This window comes from Salmonella sp. NW645, from assembly GCF_051703725.1.
Taxonomy (GTDB): domain Bacteria; phylum Pseudomonadota; class Gammaproteobacteria; order Enterobacterales; family Enterobacteriaceae; genus Salmonella; species Salmonella enterica.
Genome location: NZ_JAMMKR010000002.1, coordinates 512,122 through 529,527, shown reverse-complemented (window position 1 = coordinate 529,527; position 17,406 = coordinate 512,122). Strand labels below are relative to the sequence as shown.

Sequence of the window (17,406 nt, the reverse complement as noted above, 5' to 3'; positions counted from 1 at the left end):
GGTTAATTGAAATGGAAAAAGTATGAAGAACTGGAAAACGCTGCTTCTCGGTATCGCCATGATCGCGAATACCAGTTTCGCTGCCCCCCAGGTAGTCGATAAAGTCGCAGCCGTCGTCAATAATGGCGTCGTGCTGGAAAGCGACGTTGATGGCTTAATGCAATCAGTCAAACTCAACGCGGGTCAGGCAGGTCAGCAGCTTCCGGACGACGCCACGCTGCGTCACCAGATCCTGGAACGTTTGATTATGGATCAAATTATCCTGCAAATGGGTCAGAAGATGGGGGTGAAGATCACGGATGAGCAGTTGGATCAGGCCATCGCCAACATCGCCAAACAAAACAATATGACGATGGATCAGATGCGCAGCCGTCTGGCTTACGATGGGCTGAACTATTCAACCTACCGTAACCAGATTCGTAAAGAGATGATTATCTCTGAAGTGCGCAACAACGAGGTTCGTCGCCGTATCACCGTTTTGCCGCAAGAAGTTGACGCGCTGGCAAAACAGATTGGCACCCAAAACGACGCCAGCACCGAGCTGAACCTGAGCCATATCCTGATTGCTCTGCCGGAAAACCCAACCTCCGAGCAGGTTAACGACGCGCAGCGCCAGGCGGAAAGCATTGTTGAAGAAGCGCGTAACGGCGCAGATTTCGGCAAACTGGCGATTACCTACTCTGCCGACCAGCAGGCGCTAAAAGGCGGTCAGATGGGCTGGGGCCGTATCCAGGAGCTGCCGGGGATTTTCGCCCAGGCGCTGAGCACCGCGAAGAAAGGCGACATTGTCGGCCCGATTCGCTCCGGCGTCGGCTTCCACATTCTGAAAGTAAACGACCTGCGCGGTCAGAGCCAGAGTATCTCCGTGACCGAAGTTCACGCTCGTCACATTCTGCTTAAGCCGTCGCCGATCATGAACGATCAGCAGGCGCGCCTGAAGCTGGAAGAAATCGCGGCTGACATTAAGAGTGGTAAAACCACATTTGCCGCTGCGGCGAAAGAGTACTCTCAGGACCCGGGCTCCGCTAACCAGGGCGGTGATTTGGGTTGGGCTACGCCAGATATTTTCGATCCGGCGTTCCGCGACGCGCTGACGAAGCTGCATAAAGGCCAAATAAGCGCGCCGGTACACTCCTCTTTCGGCTGGCATCTGATCGAATTGCTGGATACGCGTAAGGTAGACAAAACCGATGCGGCGCAGAAAGATCGCGCTTATCGTATGCTGATGAACCGTAAATTCTCAGAAGAAGCGGCGACCTGGATGCAAGAACAGCGCGCCAGCGCTTACGTTAAGATTTTGAGTAACTAATGAGCAGTGCGCAACGCGTTGTTATCACTCCCGGCGAACCCGCCGGGATTGGCCCCGATCTTGTTGTCCAACTGGCGCAACGCGCGTGGCCGATTGAACTGGTCGTCTGTGCGGACGGCGCGCTCCTGACGGAGCGGGCCGCCATGCTCGGCCTGCCCCTCTCGCTTCTCCCTTACTCGCCTGATGTCCCCGCTGCGCCGCAGCCCGCGGGAACGCTGACCCTATTGCCGGTCTCGCTGCGCGCACCTGCCATCCCCGGTCAGTTGACGGTAGAAAATGGCCCCTATGTGGTAGAGACGCTGGCGCGAGCGTGTGATGGCTGTCTGAACGGTGAATTTGCCGTGCTGATCACAGGCCCCGTGCACAAAGGCGTTATTAACGACGCAGGCATTCCGTTTACCGGTCATACCGAGTTTTTCGAAGAGCGTTCGCAGGCGAAAAAAGTCGTGATGATGCTGGCAACCGAAGAACTTCGCGTGGCGCTGGCGACCACGCATCTGCCGCTACGGGCGATTGCAGACGCCATCACCCCTGCGCTTTTGCACGAAGTGATTGCTATTTTGCATCACGATTTGCGGACCAAATTTGGTATTGCCGAACCGCGCATTCTTGTCTGTGGCCTGAATCCGCACGCGGGCGAAGGCGGTCATATGGGCACGGAAGAGATAGACACCATCATTCCGGTGCTCGACGAGCTGCGGGCGCAGGGGATGAAACTCAACGGGCCGCTACCTGCTGATACGCTGTTTCAGCCCAAATATCTCGATAATGCCGACGCGGTGCTGGCGATGTACCACGATCAGGGCCTGCCCGTGCTAAAATACCAGGGATTCGGTCGGGGAGTGAATATTACGCTCGGCCTACCTTTTATTCGAACCTCCGTTGACCACGGCACCGCGCTTGAACTGGCAGGTCGTGGAAAAGCGGATGTCGGCAGTTTTATTACGGCGCTTAATCTCGCCATCAAAATGATTGTTAATACCCAATGAATAATCGAGTCCATCAGGGCCATTTAGCCCGTAAACGCTTCGGGCAAAACTTTCTCAACGATCGGTTTGTGATCGACAGTATTGTTTCTGCTATTAATCCGCAAAAAGGCCAGGCGATGGTTGAAATCGGCCCCGGTCTGGCGGCGCTGACGGAGCCGGTCGGCGAACGACTGGATAAGCTCACGGTCATTGAACTTGACCGCGATCTGGCGGCGCGTTTGCAAACCCATCCGTTCTTAGGGCCGAAGCTGACTATTTATCAGCAGGACGCCATGACCATGAACTTTGGCGAACTGTCTGCGCAGTTGGGCCAACCGCTGCGTGTGTTCGGCAATCTGCCCTATAATATCTCCACCCCGCTGATGTTCCATCTCTTTAGCTATACTGATGCCATTGCCGACATGCACTTTATGTTGCAAAAAGAAGTGGTAAATCGTCTGGTTGCAGGGCCGAACAGCAAAGCGTATGGTCGTTTAAGCGTGATGGCGCAATATTACTGTCAGGTGATCCCTGTGCTTGAAGTGCCGCCATCCGCCTTCACGCCGCCGCCCAAAGTGGACTCCGCCGTGGTGCGTCTGGTTCCACACGCAACAATGCCTTACCCGGTTAAAGATATTCGCGTGTTGAGCCGTATTACCACCGAGGCCTTTAACCAGCGCCGTAAAACGATCCGTAACAGTCTCGGCAATCTTTTTAGCGTTGAGACGTTGACGGAAATGGGTATTGACCCGGCAATGCGCGCGGAAAATATCTCTGTCGCGCAGTACTGCCAGATGGCCAATTATCTGTCGGAAAACGCGCCTTTGAAGGAGAGTTAAACATGATCAATTCGCCCAGAGTGTGTATTCAGGTGCAAAGCGTCTACATTGAGGCGCAATCCTCACCTGACGATGAACGTTACGTTTTTGCCTATACCGTAACCATCCGCAATCTGGGCCGGGCGCCAGTGCAGCTATTGGGCCGCTACTGGCTGATTACCAATGGTCATGGCCGTGAAACCGAAGTCCAGGGCGAAGGTGTGGTTGGCGTCCAGCCGCGCATTGCGCCTGGCGAAGAGTATCAGTACACCAGCGGCGCGGTAATTGAAACGCCGCTGGGCACCATGCAGGGTCATTACGAAATGATCGATGAAAATGGCGACGCCTTTACCATCGACATTCCCGTGTTTCGACTCGCCGTCCCTACACTCATTCACTAAAATTATAACAATGGCAACTTATCTCATCGGCGACGTTCACGGTTGCTACGACGAACTGATCGCCTTATTACAGCAAGTGGAATTTACGCCAGACACAGACACTCTGTGGCTGACTGGCGATTTGGTCGCCCGCGGTCCCGGTTCGCTGGACGTGTTACGCTACGTCAAATCGCTTGGCAATAGCGTGCGTTTGGTGCTGGGGAATCACGATTTACACCTGTTGGCCGTATTCGCCGGGATTAGCCGCAACAAACCTAAAGACCGGCTGACCCCGCTTCTTGAAGCGCCGGACGCCGATGAGCTGTTGAATTGGTTACGCCGTCAGCCGCTGTTGCAGGTAGATGAAGAGAAAAAGCTGGTCATGGCGCATGCGGGTATTACCCCGCAGTGGGATTTGCAGACGGCAAAAGAGTGCGCCCGCGATGTTGAAGCGGTGCTGTCGAGCGACTCGTACCCCTTTTTCCTCGACGCGATGTATGGCGATATGCCAAATAACTGGTCGCCGGAGTTAAGCGGTCTGGCGCGGCTACGCTTTATTACTAATGCCTTTACCCGTATGCGTTACTGCTTTCCTAACGGTCAACTGGATATGTACAGTAAAGCGTCGCCGGAAAATGCCCCTGCGCCGCTGAAGCCGTGGTTCGCCATTCCGGGGCCGGTGAGCGAGGCTTACAGTATTGCGTTCGGGCACTGGGCGTCGCTGGAAGGGAAAGGGACGCCGGAAGGTATTTACGCGCTGGATACCGGCTGCTGCTGGGGCGGGGAGTTGACCTGTTTACGCTGGGAAGATAAACAGTATTTTGTGCAGCCGTCAAACCGCCAGATGGATATGGGCGAAGGCGAAGCGGTCAACGCCTGATAGGTTTATGCCTGATGGCGCTACGCTTATCAGGCCTACATCTGGCTCAAGAATTGGTTTATGCCTGATGACGCTACGCTTTTCAGGCCTACATCTGGCTCAAGGATTGGTTTATGCCTGATGGCACTACGCTTCTCAGGCCTACATCTGTCTACATCTGGCTCAAGAGTAGGCCGGATAAGGCGTTTCGCCGCCATCCGGCACTACAGTATTAACGACGTTCCAGAATCTCGAAACAATAGCTGTGAGAATTCTGCGCGTCGGCATCGTGAAACTCACTGAATACCGATTCCCAGTCATCCGGTTCATAATCCGGAAAATGGGTATCGCCTTCGACTTCCGCATCAATATGCGTCAGATAAAGCTTCTGCGCCTTTGGCAGGAACTGCTCGTACACGCGCCCGCCGCCAATGACCATAATTTCCGGCGCATCGCCGCAAGCGGCAATCGCCTCATCGACAGACTTCACCCACTGCACGCGATCGTCGGTGCCCGGCTGGCTGCTGATAACAATATTTTTACGTCCCGGTAAGGGGCGTCCGATGGATTCCCAGGTGTGACGTCCCATAACGACAGGTTTATTTAACGTGTTACGTTTAAACCAGGCGAGATCGGCAGGCAGGTTCCACGGCATGGCGTTTTCCATACCGATGACGCGATCCACCGCTAACGCCGCAATCAGACTGATCATTAATTATTTCCTGATACAAAAAAAATTGCCGCCACTATACGTAAAGCGCAATCTTTCGTCGACTGACGAAAAGAGGATGAGCACGAAAATTTTTCGTTCTGCTGGCGACGCCACTCATTTGATGTGGAGCGCCAGCATTACAGTAGTTCAAAAACAGCCAATTAGCAGTAAAGTTTGCAGAACATCACATTTTTTACTTTAGATTGACGGTTTGACCTCGGGTTCATCAGCGGCCTCCCCGGAATGTTTGCCCCCAGCCGTTCCCTGCCAGCCGTGGCGCTGAATCAACGACAGATGCTCCCGGTCCTCGGTAATAATTTCGCTCAACATCGCGCTGGTACGTTTATAGGCGGCGGCGCGAGATAACGGATCGTTTTCCCCTTTCGCCATATCTTCCACCATCCGGGTATTAAAATGGCGGAACAGATCCGCGCGCTCGCGGGCTTCATAACGCCCCAGCCCCAGCGCTTCCAGCGCCTGTCGCCCGCTTTTGAGCGCGCCTTCGAAGGTTTCACGTTCGGGCATCGCCACACCTGCCTGGCGCAGGCGGATGTAATGATCGACATCACGGGCGCGGGCGATAATCTGCAGATGCGGGAAATGCGACCTCACCAGTTCACTCAGTTGCAAATTGGTTTGCGGATCGTCAATGGCGTTAATCAATACCTCCGCCTTCGCCGCTCCGGCAGATTCCAGCAAATCCATACGCGTCGCGTCGCCATAAAAAACCTTCATGCCGAATTTACGCAGCGTTTCGATATGATCGGGATCGTGATCGAGCACCACCATCTTCACCCCGCTCGACAGCAGCAAACGCCCGGCTATCTGCCCAAATCGTCCAAACCCGGCCACAATAACCCGCGGCTGCTCTTCGTCGATTTCATCCGCCTCGCGCGCTTCACCCGTCGCGGTCTTCTCCATGCGCGTCAGCAGCACCAGAAAAATCGGCGTTGCCGCCATCGACAGCGCGACCGCCAGCGTCAGCGCTTTTGCCCATTCCGGCTCAAGTACACCCGCCATTTGCGCCGCGCCAAAAACCACAAACGCAAACTCACTTCCCTGGCCTAATAAGACGGCAAACCAGCGACGCTGTTTTGCCGGTACACCCAGGGGCCTCGCGACCAGCCACAGCATGACGATTTTGATTGCCAGAAAACCGGCCAGCAACAGCAGAATGCGCAGCGGATTCTCCACCAGCGTGCCGAAATCAATCGACATGCCGACGCCAATAAAGAACAGCCCCAGCAGCAACCCCTTAAAGGGTTCAATATCGCTTTCCAGCGCATGACGATATTCCGAACTCGCCAGCAGAACGCCCGCCAGGAACGCGCCCATCGCCATTGACAGCCCAACCTCTTCCAGCAACAGGCCGAAACCAAACACCAGAAATAGCGCCACGGCGCTGAACACTTCCCGCAAACCAGAACGCGCGACAAAGCGCAGCGCCGGGCGCGTGACGTAGCGTCCCAGCAGCACCACCAGCGCCAACGCGCCTGCGACTTTCAACGCCGATAGCGCAAACGCGCCAAGCGTGGTGGATGCGCCGCTGGCGGCCAGCAGCGGAATCATCGCCACCAGCGGGATCGCCGCGATATCCTGGAACAAGAGCACTGCGAATGCGCTACGTCCTACTTGTGAAACGGTCAGGTTACGCTCATTCATTGCCTGCATGGCGATAGCCGTGGACGAAAGCGCCAGCGTCATGCCAATCAGTTCCGCCACCTGCCAACGCAGGCCAAGAAACATACAGAACAGACCAATCAGTCCGCCGCAGACCACCATCTGTAACGCGCCGCCGCCAAATACCGAGGCGCGCAGCTTCCATAACCGTTGCGGGTCCAGCTCAAGCCCAATAACAAACAACATCAGCACGACGCCGATTTCCGCAAAATGCAGAATAGATTCGGCGTCCGTCACCAGCCGTAGTCCCCAGGGGCCGATAATACACCCCGCAATCAGATACCCCAGCACCGCTCCTAAGCCCAAACGTACCGCAATCGGCACAATCAACGCCGCCGAACCAAGATAGATCAGCGCCTGCAGTAGAGTATGGCTATCCATGATTCACCTCCTGCCATGCCAGTAAACGCTGTTTATACTGACGCGCCTGCGCCTGTAAGGTGTCATCATCACAAATGAACGTGCAGTGCATGGCAAACGGCGGCAGCCATTTGAGGCCGCAATAGAGCGCCGTCGCCTGTAGCGGCTGAGAAAGGACGTCAAATCCCGGATGGGAGCCGATAGCAAAGTGATTTTCACCGCCGCCGGTCGTTACCGCCCACAGCAGATGTTTACCGTGTAATGCCGTACCGCCATGACCGTAAGCCCAGCCGTGGGTGAGGACTTTATCCATCCATAATTTGAGTAAAGGAGGGACGCTGTACCACTGCATCGGATGCTGCCAGACGATAAGACTCGCGCGCGACAGCGCCTCCTGCTCGGCGGCAACGTCAATATTGAAATCGGGATAGAGGTGATAAAGCGAACGTATTTCGACGTTTTCCAGCGTCCCTGCCTGTTCAAGCATCCGTTTATTCGCATGAGAATGATGCGGATACGGATGCGCATAAATAATGAGGATCATGATTAGCCTGTGATGATCTGTTTTTTATTACAAAGTGTAGTGACAAATTCGCCAGGCTAATAGTGAATATTATTGAGCGGCTAACCAGAAAAAATTGAATTAACGCCAGCAAGGGTTGACGCCATCCTGCCCCCGGAAGACGCTCTCGAAGGGCCGCAGGCGTTTGCGGAAAAGCGCGATCCGGTGTGGAAAGGTCGGTGATGATAGCAGCCTTAAATCGCTGACCAATCGGTTTAAGGCCTTCTTGTCGGGCGGCGCTGCGCTAAATTTGCCTGTAATGACTGTAATATCAATCCATTACATGATGACACAGGCCCAATAAGCGCAGCGCCAACAGCATCTGAACCTCCAGACACGCTGGATGCCAGATCGCCGACGCATAAATTAACCTAATGGGTCAGGTACTTAGAGCCTGGCCCACCAGGCGTAATTGTTGAAGCCAGTTTGGGGCCGACCAGCGCGCAGAAACCGGAGCGTACACGTAGTACGTGAGGATTTTGAGCACTGCCCGGTCCCAAAATGGCGAATAAAATAGCCTAATGGCCAGGCTCTTAATCTTTCGCCATGCGGTTAAACTGCTCAATAGTAAGATCCCACGGCTCATGGGCCGCATCCGGCATAAAACTGCCGTCATCCACGCCAATTTCGTCCTTGATAATTTTATTCAGTTTTTCATTCATCGTAAGAATGAGATCCTGATATTTCTGTTTATCAGCAGCAAGGTTATGGTTCTCATCGGGATCATTTTTAAGATCGTAAAGTTCAAGATCGTTGTACTTAATAAGATCCTCCCAGGTTTCCGGCGTATTATGCTCCCTTAGCGAGAAATAGCGTGCAAACTTATAACGGCCATCGTTAATCATCCGCGTCCCTGAACGATGGCTGAAATCAGGATGCAAATGGGATATTTCCTGCTTGATTTGCGCCACCGTTTTTTGTTTATCCCTTTGTAGCGCGATAACGCGGTGGAGATAATGGGCATCGGTATACAAGATCATGCCATAGCAATATAAGCTGGCATTTCTCACCGCATTAACCGCAACGCCCTCCGGGTTTTTTAGCAATCCGCTAAAATTAACGCCTTTGCGGTTGCCTAACGCCTGGTACTGTTTTTCTTCCGGCAAACCGGTCAGCCCAACTAATGTCGGCGCGATATCAAGATGACAGGTCAACGCCTGACATTTCTTATTACCGGGGTACGCCGGGTGGGAAATAATCATCGGTACATGGATCTGTTCTTTATAAACGGAAGCGCCTTTACCGTGCATCTGATGGCTTCCGCCTAATTCGCCATGATCGGCAGTAAATACAACAATCGTTTTATCAGTTAACTTGAGGGCATCAAGTTCATTTAATATCCGGTCAAGGTGAGTATCACAATCGCGGATACAGTTGAAATAGTAGTCAAGCAGTTTACGCCAACGACGATCTTCATCAGGAAACTGCCCTTCCAGCGCAGCGCGCGCCGTCTGGTATTCAAGATGCGCCGGCGGTCTTCCCTGCTCATTGAATGATTGATGCCTGTTTGCCGGCAGCGGATAGTTCGGCCAGCTTGCCTGATAAAGCTCGTTTTCCGGCGGCTGCGTGGGCGCCAGGGTATTATCATCCTGATCCAACTCGCCACGCCACTGTACCTTTTCTCCCTCTTTATCGGTATCAATAAACATGACGTCATGAGGATTAACGAGGTTAACGGCCAGGAACCAGGGCTTGTGTTGGTCATTCAAGGGCTGCCCCTTGCATCTTAACCAATTTATAGTCTGAGCCGTGGTGGTTGAATCATAAAAATAGCCGCCTTTACTATGGCCAATAATATCGCCGATGCCGTGATAGTCAGCAAAACCATATTTTTCCATAATTTTATGTAATTCTGGTTCAGGAATATCCCCGACATCAATATCCTCATCTTTTTCGTCAGGCAAAGGCTTCTCCAGTTTTTCTGTAAGATGCCACTTACCTTTATAGGCCGTATAGTATCCCAGTTCCCGCATCATATGGCCTGTGGTTCCAAGAGCGGGGTCAAGGTCATAAGGCATCCAGGGCAATCCCAGATTATCAAACATCTTTGTCTGGGGCATATGTAAGCCGGTATACAATACGGAGCGGGAAGGCGTGCAGACATTACTGGTATTCTGATGATTACAGAATGTCACCCCCGTTTTCATAAGCCGCTCTCTGCCGGGTACCGGGAAAGGAAACGTAGGAAAAAAACGCTCCTGGTCGGTCACGACTAACAGAATATTATATCCTTCTGGCAATTTTTCCGGGATTTCGCCAGTAAACGGTTTATCCCACGCCGGTTTCGCCTTGACGGCGCATTTTTCATCAGCCTTTACCGCGCCGGATAGCATACCGCCGGCGGCAAGAATACCGGCACTGGTTAACAGTTTCCTACGCGTAAGATCCGTCTCTTCTGTGGACAGATTTTTTTTATTACTCATATTATTATACCTGTAGTCAGTAACTTTATCACATATTCATTTATTACTGTACGAGGAAGCGTGGATATGTATCAATGCCTTCCGGGTAAGAATATGTGTTATAAATTGATTTGTATTTCAAATTAGAAATATATTAATAAACAACCATAATTCACTGAAAAATTATTTAGATGAAAAGCTCATTATTTTTATTTTAGAGATACAACTGCAGACATTACTTCATAAAAAAATACATTATTAAACATACTCTATAGCGCTGTGTTCGTGCCTTTTCCCTTCAGCTACGGTGATTACCCTATGCCGCTACAAGAAAATCTCCCCGAAAGAAACACTATCAGTAACAGGCCGCGTAACCATAGACATACAACCGGTAATATCACTCTGGGAAATTAAAACATAACTCAATTCTGTTATGTTGCTTATGAATAAAACTAGCGTATTGCCGCGTCATTCAATAAAAATTACGCCATTAAAAGAAATAATATAAAAACTATTATTTACAGGGGGTTAAGTTTCTTTTTAGCTGGCAGCGCATTATTTTACATTGACAACAACATAAAGAGGTGACTATAACAAGATATAAGACGGTCACACCAAATAAGGCTATTTTCAGATAATCAACCGAGGTTATTACCCAAAATAATTCGAGTTGCTTAAAGGCGGCAAGGGAGTGAGTCCCCAGGAGCATAGATAATTATGTGACTGAGGTGAGCGACAAATCTGCCGGGAGCAGATTTGAACGTCGCGTGCGACGGCCCGTCAGGGCGAGTCCCATAGGTGGGCCGAGTAATCCGTAGCCAACCCATAAGCAACCTGAAGTATGAAGGGTATAAATAATTTCGTTACGGATTACTGATATTGCGCAAACCTTATCATCAATGCAACAGGAACAGAACCATGAAAAAACGCATTATTGCCGCCGCATTACTGGCGACGGTTGCTTCATTCAGCACGCTTGCGGCAGAGCAGGTCTCTAAGCAAGAAATCAGCCACTTCAAACTGGTTAAGGTCGGCACCATAAATGTGTCCCAGAGTGGCGGACAGATTTCCTCACCCTCTGATCTACGCGAAAAACTGTCAGAATTAGCCGATGCGAAAGGCGGAAAATATTATCATATTATCGCTGCACGTGAGCATGGTCCGAATTTTGAAGCCGTTGCCGAAGTTTATAACGATGCGGCGAAATAAAGCTCTGATTGCGCCATAACGAGGGCACAGGCATGAAATAATAAGAGAGCGCCAGCAAGGTGCCATGTTACGTCACAATCCACTCAGGGCCGTCTGGAAACAGATGCTGGCCCTCTTTTTTATCAACAGTTCATCCGGGGCAGGCAAGTCGGTAGAATGTATGCGCGCAGGCAGTAAGCCCTTCGTGAATAAGACGGTTTTGCGGGCTGTTTTAAGATGATGTTTAGTGCGCTTTTACCTGCCTGAACCAATAATTTTCCATTTTCGTTATCCATTTCCCCTTTTTATTTTTCGGTATTACGCCAGCCCAAAGTAATTGCAGCTGTCGGTTATAGGTTCCAATAGCGTGTCCACCATACGCCCCTTCAAATGCTATCACCATGGGTCCCTGCCCTTTTACCCCCTCTTGTCCTTCATGGCAATAAAGCGCGTTGCGGTGAGTCACGTCAAGTTCATACTGCACGTTCAGTTTCACACATTTTTCCCCGCAGCCTTCTACTGGCGGCAATATTGTCATGGTATAAGGCGGGTTATCTGCCGTGGTTTTCCATGTTCCGATCAGGTCTTTGCAGGCGTTTATCTCCGTAGCCCCGGAGGCGGCAGAAAATAGCGCGAGCAAATAAAAAGGTATTAGTTTCAGTTTCATTACAGACTCCTGTTCCTTATACCTCATCATTTATACCTCATCATAAGGATAAATGCCCTGCGATATGTTTTTTTCCGGGAAATGTTGAGCCGCTGTTCAGAGAAATGTTGATGAGTGTAACCTCATGTAAGCGGACAGCGCGGTGGGGAAAGCGGGAACACGGGCGAATGGTCTAACGTATTTCGACGTTTTCCGGCGTCCCTGCCTGTTCAGGCATCCGTTTATTCGCATGGGAATAAATGGATGCGCATAAAGAGAGAATATTATTGAGCGGCTAATCAGAAAAAATTGAATTAATTATCCAGCTCGCTCATATTTTTCAGCTGATCGCGGTTAATCTGTTCGGTTTTCCCGGTGGCGGCGTTTTTGTAAGACACCATACCGGTATCGTTATCGACCTCGGGTTTCCCGTCGGTGACAATAGTTTTGCCATCCGTGGTTTCAACCGCCTGGTTAGAAGAGCATCCTGCGACGGTGAATAGTGTTGCTGCGGTAAACAGTGCGGTCATAAGACGTTTTTGCATGGTGTTCTCCCTGCTTTTCAGTTGTTTTAGCATGTGACTGTTAACTGTAGCGTTATTGGCGAAAAGTAGGGAGAAATGCAGAACACTCTTAACGAGGGTTATCCGATGGCGTTCCGCGCAAAGTCATGTTTCCGGTCTGTGTTAGCGTCAAGCCGCGAGTTTCCGGGGCAAACATCACCGATACGCCAAGCCCGACTAACGAAATCAACGCGCCAATCAGCATGACGTTATTAATGCCGTAACGAGTAATAAAAATCGGTAATGCCCAGGTGGAGACAATGGTTCCGATGCGGCTTAATGACATGATGACCCCCACGGCCGAAGCGCGAATATCCGTCGGGAAGAGTTCATTAGGATAAAGCCATTGCAGTATGCCCGGCCCGCCGGAAAAGAAGGCGTATACCGCAAACGCCACCACGACCAGTATGATGCCCAGATTTGACACCAGCCCCAGCAGCGCCAGCGCGATAGTCATCATGGCGAAGCTGCCAATAAGCAGAGGGCGACGGCCAATACTGTTTAGCCAGAACATCGCCGGTATACAGCCCAGCATAAAAAAGAGGCTAATCACCACATTGCCGAGCGCCGCGTTGCGCCCCTGCTCCCAGCCGAGTAACCCGACGATCTGCGGCCCAAAGGTATAGATAGCGAACATCGGGATTACCTGACAGGTCCAGATAGCCGCAACGAACAGTACAAACGGGAAATGACGGCGATTAAACAGTTGCAGGAAGCGGGTCTCCTGCGGCGGCTCATCGTCAAAGCAGACCGGTTCGCCGAACAGTTTGATCATCATTTGTTCGCACTCTTTTACCCGTCCTTTTCGCAATAGCCAGCGTGGTGATTCCGGCAGGTCAAATCGGCCAATCAAAATGATTAAGCACGGGATAAAGGCGCTGCCAAGCATCCAGCGCCAGCCGCCTTCCATGTCATACAGCCAGTAACCCACCAGGTTGGCGCAGGTCGCGCCGACGTACCACATCGCGGCGATAAAACCGATGGAGAACGCGCGCTGGCGGGTGTTGGAAAACTCCGTAATCATGGAAGTGGCGATAGGGTAATCCGCGCCGATAACAATGCCAATTAAAACGCGCATCACCAGCAATTCAAGCGGCGTGGAAACAAACATGGTCGCCACGGAGATAACGCCGATAGCGATAATATCAAGCAGGAACATTTTACGCCGCCCGACTTTATCGCAAATATAGCCAAACAACGAGGTGCCGATAAACAGTCCGGCAAGCGTAGCCGCGCCGAGCGCGCCAATCCATTCAGCATCAAGGTGCAATAGCGGCGTCAGTTGTTCCAGCGCCACGCCAATGATCACCAGCACGTAGCCATCAAGGAACGGGCCGCCGCTTCCCCACAGCATAATTCTGCGATGGATGGAGGAGAATTTAAGGTCGTCAAAGTTCCTGGGCTGCGGCATGGTGATGTCCTGTTTCAACACGGGCAAAGCGTCATCTGTTGGCCGGATAAGGCGTTTCCGCCGCCATCCGGCATTGGCGCCACATGATTGCCGGATGGCGACGCTACCGCATCTTATCCGGCCAACGGGGGCACAACTTCGTACTTATTAGCCGTAGCGGAACTCCACGCCAAACGTCCCGCGCGGGTATTCCCATTTTTCCAGCGCCGTATCAAGGCCGAGGATCCGGCACGTTCCGCACTCCAGGCACCCGGCGTAATCAAAACGAACGCTGCCGTCGTCCTGCTTTTTATACAGTCCCGCCGGACAGGCCTTAATCAGCACCTCCAGCGCCTGTTTATCAGGATCGGTTTTGAGAATGATGTGCGGGCTGTCTTCATCCACATTGAACTTATTGACGCCCAGTTTGACGTCCACATTAACGGGAGATGTCATAATACGGTCACTCCTTTCAGGCCATCTTTCATCAGGTTGATGAAGCCCACTTTCTTCGCATGGCGCAGGATTTTTTTACGCATGGGCACCGGCGCGGAGCCATCCACGGTGAACAGGTCGCGCGCGATATTGACCGCCATTTCGGGATAAGCGGTAAACATGCGGGGATTATCAAGAAAAGCCGGTAGTTTCTGATACATGCGCATATCGCGCATCGGGCCTTCGTCCAGATGCTGACGGTATTCATCCAGCGACTGCTTGCTAAAATCGTCGCGCTTCATCGCCGAAAGCACCGTCTTCGCCGCCGCTTCGCCTGCGGATATGGCGAGATCCATACCCCGGATGGTAAAGCCGAGGTTCATACACATGCCGGCAGCATCCCCGGCAATCAGTACGCCATCGCCCACCAGTTCAGGCTGCATATTCATTCCCGCCTCGGGTACAACGTGTGCGGCATATTCCACCAGCTTGCCACCGGCGATCAGCGGCGCAACTGCCGGATGCTGTTTGAAATCTTCCAGCATTTGCGGGACCGATTTTTTCGCGTCTTTCAGATGATGAAGTCCACAGACCAGCCCCAGGGAAAGGGTTGTTTCATTCGTATACAGGAAGCCACCGCCCATCAGACCATCGGTTGGCGCCCCGGCAAACAGACAGGCGGCACCTTCGTTGCCCTGTAACTGGAAACGATCTTCAATGACCGACTTCGGCAGTTCGATCAGTTCCTTCACGCCGACAGCAACATGCGATGCCTCAACGCGTTTGGCCATGCCCAGCTTTTCAGCCAGCAGAGAATTCACCCCGTCAGCGAGGATTACGACTTTGGCTTCCAGAATATCGCCATCGGCTTCCACGCCCACGACGTTGCCATCACGCTGAACGACGTTATCGACGCGAATACCGGTGATCAGTTGCGCCCCCGCCTCTTCGGCCTGCTCCATCAGCCAGGCGTCAAATTTACTGCGCAAAACGGAATAAGAAACTTGCGACGATGCGGCGTCCTCGCCGTTGCAATAATCCATCGTCATCGCCCCTTTGTCGGTCATAAAGGCGAGTTTTTCGTGGGTGATCATGCGTTCAATGGGGGCCTGATCCGCAAAGCCGGGAATGATGCGTTCCAGGCTATGTGCATACAAACGCCCACCGGTGACATTCTTCGCGCCAGCAGAATTGCCGCGCTCGATAACCAGCACCTGTGCACCTTCGCGAGCAAGCACCAGCGCCGCAACCGAACCGGCCAGACCTGCACCCACGATGATGGCATCAAAGATATCTTCGGACATACGTACTCCTGTCAGCGGCAGGATACCTTCGCATCCTGCCCGAAATGGTTTATCGCGCTAAGGCAGCCGTCAGCGCAGGCAGGATCTTCAGCGCATCGCCAACGATGCCAAAATCCGCATACTGGAAGATTGGCGCGTTTTTATCTTTGTTGATGGCGAAAATCGTCTGCGCGCCGTTGGCGCCGACCATGTGTTGGATCTGCCCGGAGATCCCCACCGCCAGATACAGTTCAGGCTTGAGCATCAGGTTGGAGATACCGACGTAGCGCTCGTGCTCCATCCACTTCTCGTTTTCCGCCACCGGGCGAGAACAGGCCAGCTCGGCGCCAATCGTCTGGCACAGCGCTTCGGCCAGCGAGATATTCTCTTTGCTGCCGATGCCGCGTCCCACGCTGACCACCAGACGCGCTTTGTCGAGGTCAACGCTGTTGCTCTGACGCGCCTGGGTTGCGGTGCGGGTCACGGTAATGGCCGGAGCCTGCCACTGCACGGTATGCATCTCGCCGCTGCGGGAAGCATCCGGTTGTTGTGCGTCAAACGTTCCGCTGCTGAGTGTGATCACGGCAAACGGCGAAGCGATGGTCTCTGCCCCTATCGCCAGACCGCCGTAGACCATATGTTTAACCGCCGCTTTTCCATCCTGCAGGGCGACGTCGCTGGCGTCGTTGGAAACCGCAGCCGACAAGCGATAGCCCAGCTTTGCCGCCAACAGCTTGCCCCGACGCGTATTCGGCAGCAGCACCGCGCCGCCCTCGCTATGCTGACGAATAGTCTCAGCCATCGCAGCAGCGTAGTCTTCGATCATGCGGTCTTCTGGTTTGCCGCTGAGCAGCCAGACATGATCCGCGCCCAAATGACATGCTGTCGCGCTGTCCGCTTCGTTCAGTACGAACGCGTTAACTTTTTCACCTACAGCCTGCGCGCCACTCATCAGTTCGGGCAGACGAGAAGGGGTATCGCTGAATACCCAGACACTGGAAAATTTGTTCATAACATCCCCTGATAATTAAATGATTTTGCGCAGATTCTCGACAAACGCGGCGATTTGTTCTTCACCGTCACCTTCAATCACCACACGCTGACGCTCGCGCTGCTTCGGTACGGTAACCTGTTGTGCGGAATACGCGGGTACGCTGTTCAGCCCGATATCCGCAGGCGACCAGACCTGAACCGGTTTTTTCGCCGCGCCAAGAATGGCTTTCATCGAAGGGATTTGTGGGGTGTTAATGTCGGTGGAAACCGCGATCACCGCCGGGAGCGGGATGCTCAGCGTTTCAACTTCATCTTCCAGTTCGCGTTCTACCGTCAATGTGCTGTCGGTAAGAGAGAGGATCTTACTCACGCCGTTAATCGCCGGAATGTTCAACGCTTCGCCCACCAGCAAACCAACCTGCTGAGCATAAAGATCGGAAGAACCGTCGCCGCAGATAAGCAGATCGAAACCTGATTTTTGCGCGGCAGCGGCCAGCGCGGTAGCGGTGTGTTGCGGCAGCGCCTGCTCAAATTGATCGTCAATGACCACAATCAGTTCATCAGGGCCACGAGAGAGGACATCTTTGCGCCCTTTTGCATTAGTCAGCGCTTTGCCGCCAACGCTCATGGCGACAACCTGAGCGTCTCCCAACTGCTGTTTTAACTGGCAAGCAGCTTCAATTGCATTCAGATCATATTGGCTGATTTTGCTATCCGCTTTGCTGAAATCGAGTGTTCCGTCAGCATTATTAATCGCAATATCCTGCTCATCAGGTACGCATTTGTAGCAAGTAATTATCTTCATTGCATCTCCAGAAATCATGAAGGAAACGTATTTATATCGGCGGTGTTAAATAC

At 52.5% G+C, this 17,406-nt stretch carries 17 protein-coding genes and 1 pseudogene; 7 read left to right on the top strand and 11 right to left on the bottom strand.

Annotated elements, in window-relative coordinates; genetic code table 11:
* Positions 1-22: 22 nt before the first annotated feature.
* From surA to apaH, 5 genes are read left to right on the top strand one after another with little or no spacing between them, the layout of a single operon-like run.
* Positions 23-1,309 carry a peptidylprolyl isomerase SurA gene (gene surA, locus NA389_RS06370; RefSeq protein WP_000800482.1) on the top strand — a complete coding sequence of 429 codons (1,287 nt, stop codon included), beginning with the start codon at positions 23-25 and terminating at the stop codon, positions 1,307-1,309.
* A complete protein-coding gene (gene pdxA, locus NA389_RS06365) occupies positions 1,309-2,298 on the top strand; it encodes a 4-hydroxythreonine-4-phosphate dehydrogenase PdxA (RefSeq protein WP_000093008.1) in 990 nt (329 codons plus the stop codon). The genes surA and pdxA overlap by 1 nt, the downstream gene beginning before the upstream one ends.
* Positions 2,295-3,116 carry a 16S rRNA (adenine(1518)-N(6)/adenine(1519)-N(6))-dimethyltransferase RsmA gene (gene rsmA / locus NA389_RS06360; RefSeq protein ID WP_001065397.1) on the top strand — a complete coding sequence of 274 codons (822 nt, stop codon included), beginning with the start codon at positions 2,295-2,297 and terminating at the stop codon, positions 3,114-3,116. The genes pdxA and rsmA overlap by 4 nt, the downstream gene beginning before the upstream one ends.
* A gap of 2 nt (positions 3,117-3,118) precedes the next feature.
* A complete protein-coding gene (apaG, locus tag NA389_RS06355) occupies positions 3,119-3,496 on the top strand; it encodes a Co2+/Mg2+ efflux protein ApaG (protein WP_000610894.1) in 378 nt (125 codons plus the stop codon).
* Positions 3,497-3,506: 10 nt separating this feature from the next.
* Positions 3,507-4,355 (top strand): bis(5'-nucleosyl)-tetraphosphatase (symmetrical) ApaH, encoded by an 849-nt coding sequence (gene apaH / locus NA389_RS06350; RefSeq protein ID WP_000257211.1) that lies wholly within the window; start codon positions 3,507-3,509, stop codon positions 4,353-4,355.
* A gap of 211 nt (positions 4,356-4,566) precedes the next feature.
* On the opposite strand, the gene folA is transcribed toward apaH, so the two are convergent.
* The 3 genes from folA to kefF all read right to left on the bottom strand — a co-directional run bounded on the left by folA (position 4,567) and on the right by kefF (position 7,630).
* Positions 4,567-5,046: a type 3 dihydrofolate reductase gene (gene folA / locus NA389_RS06345; RefSeq protein WP_000624379.1), complete on the bottom strand. Its 480-nt coding sequence runs from the start codon at positions 5,044-5,046 to the stop codon at positions 4,567-4,569.
* A gap of 198 nt (positions 5,047-5,244) precedes the next feature.
* Positions 5,245-7,107, bottom strand: coding sequence for a glutathione-regulated potassium-efflux system protein KefC (gene kefC, locus NA389_RS06340; protein ID WP_000377152.1), 1,863 nt, complete (start codon positions 7,105-7,107; stop codon positions 5,245-5,247).
* Positions 7,100-7,630 (bottom strand): glutathione-regulated potassium-efflux system oxidoreductase KefF, encoded by a 531-nt coding sequence (gene kefF / locus NA389_RS06335; RefSeq protein WP_000600706.1) that lies wholly within the window; start codon positions 7,628-7,630, stop codon positions 7,100-7,102. The genes kefC and kefF overlap by 8 nt, the downstream gene beginning before the upstream one ends.
* 120 nt (positions 7,631-7,750) lie before the next feature.
* Here kefF and NA389_RS06330 point away from each other — a divergent pair.
* Positions 7,751-7,831: pseudogene (locus tag NA389_RS06330) on the top strand (hypothetical protein); the annotation flags it as partial.
* A 350-nt stretch (positions 7,832-8,181) separates the two neighbouring features.
* Here the strand turns inward: NA389_RS06330 and NA389_RS06325 are convergent.
* Positions 8,182-10,071, bottom strand: coding sequence for a sulfatase-like hydrolase/transferase (locus NA389_RS06325; protein WP_000066329.1), 1,890 nt, complete (start codon positions 10,069-10,071; stop codon positions 8,182-8,184).
* Between the two features lie 897 nt (positions 10,072-10,968).
* On the opposite strand from NA389_RS06325, the gene srfN reads away from it, so the two are divergent.
* The gene (gene srfN, locus NA389_RS06320) at positions 10,969-11,259 is read left to right on the top strand and encodes a DUF1471 family virulence protein SrfN (protein WP_000745960.1); all 291 of its coding nucleotides are present in this window, start codon (positions 10,969-10,971) and stop codon (positions 11,257-11,259) included.
* 223 nt (positions 11,260-11,482) lie between these two features.
* Here srfN and NA389_RS06315 read toward each other — a convergent pair whose 3' ends face one another.
* From NA389_RS06315 to NA389_RS06285, 7 genes are all read right to left on the bottom strand, one after another.
* Positions 11,483-11,899 carry a hypothetical protein gene (locus NA389_RS06315; protein WP_000767274.1) on the bottom strand — a complete coding sequence of 139 codons (417 nt, stop codon included), beginning with the start codon at positions 11,897-11,899 and terminating at the stop codon, positions 11,483-11,485.
* 299 nt (positions 11,900-12,198) lie between these two features.
* Positions 12,199-12,429, bottom strand: coding sequence for a YgdI/YgdR family lipoprotein (locus NA389_RS06310; protein WP_001172089.1), 231 nt, complete (start codon positions 12,427-12,429; stop codon positions 12,199-12,201).
* A gap of 88 nt (positions 12,430-12,517) precedes the next feature.
* Positions 12,518-13,858: an MFS transporter gene (locus NA389_RS06305; protein ID WP_001136169.1), complete on the bottom strand. Its 1,341-nt coding sequence runs from the start codon at positions 13,856-13,858 to the stop codon at positions 12,518-12,520.
* 147 nt (positions 13,859-14,005) lie between these two features.
* The gene (fixX, locus tag NA389_RS06300) at positions 14,006-14,293 is read right to left on the bottom strand and encodes a ferredoxin-like protein FixX (RefSeq protein WP_000203736.1); all 288 of its coding nucleotides are present in this window, start codon (positions 14,291-14,293) and stop codon (positions 14,006-14,008) included.
* The gene (locus NA389_RS06295; RefSeq protein WP_001287762.1) at positions 14,290-15,576 is read right to left on the bottom strand and encodes an FAD-dependent oxidoreductase; all 1,287 of its coding nucleotides are present in this window, start codon (positions 15,574-15,576) and stop codon (positions 14,290-14,292) included. The genes fixX and NA389_RS06295 overlap by 4 nt, the downstream gene beginning before the upstream one ends.
* 49 nt (positions 15,577-15,625) lie before the next feature.
* On the bottom strand, positions 15,626-16,567 hold the full coding sequence (locus NA389_RS06290) for an electron transfer flavoprotein subunit alpha/FixB family protein (protein ID WP_001032187.1): 942 nt from the start codon (positions 16,565-16,567) through the stop codon (positions 15,626-15,628).
* A gap of 15 nt (positions 16,568-16,582) precedes the next feature.
* Positions 16,583-17,353 carry an electron transfer flavoprotein FixA gene (locus NA389_RS06285; RefSeq protein WP_000692186.1) on the bottom strand — a complete coding sequence of 257 codons (771 nt, stop codon included), beginning with the start codon at positions 17,351-17,353 and terminating at the stop codon, positions 16,583-16,585.
* Between the last annotated feature and the right edge of the window lie 53 nt (positions 17,354-17,406).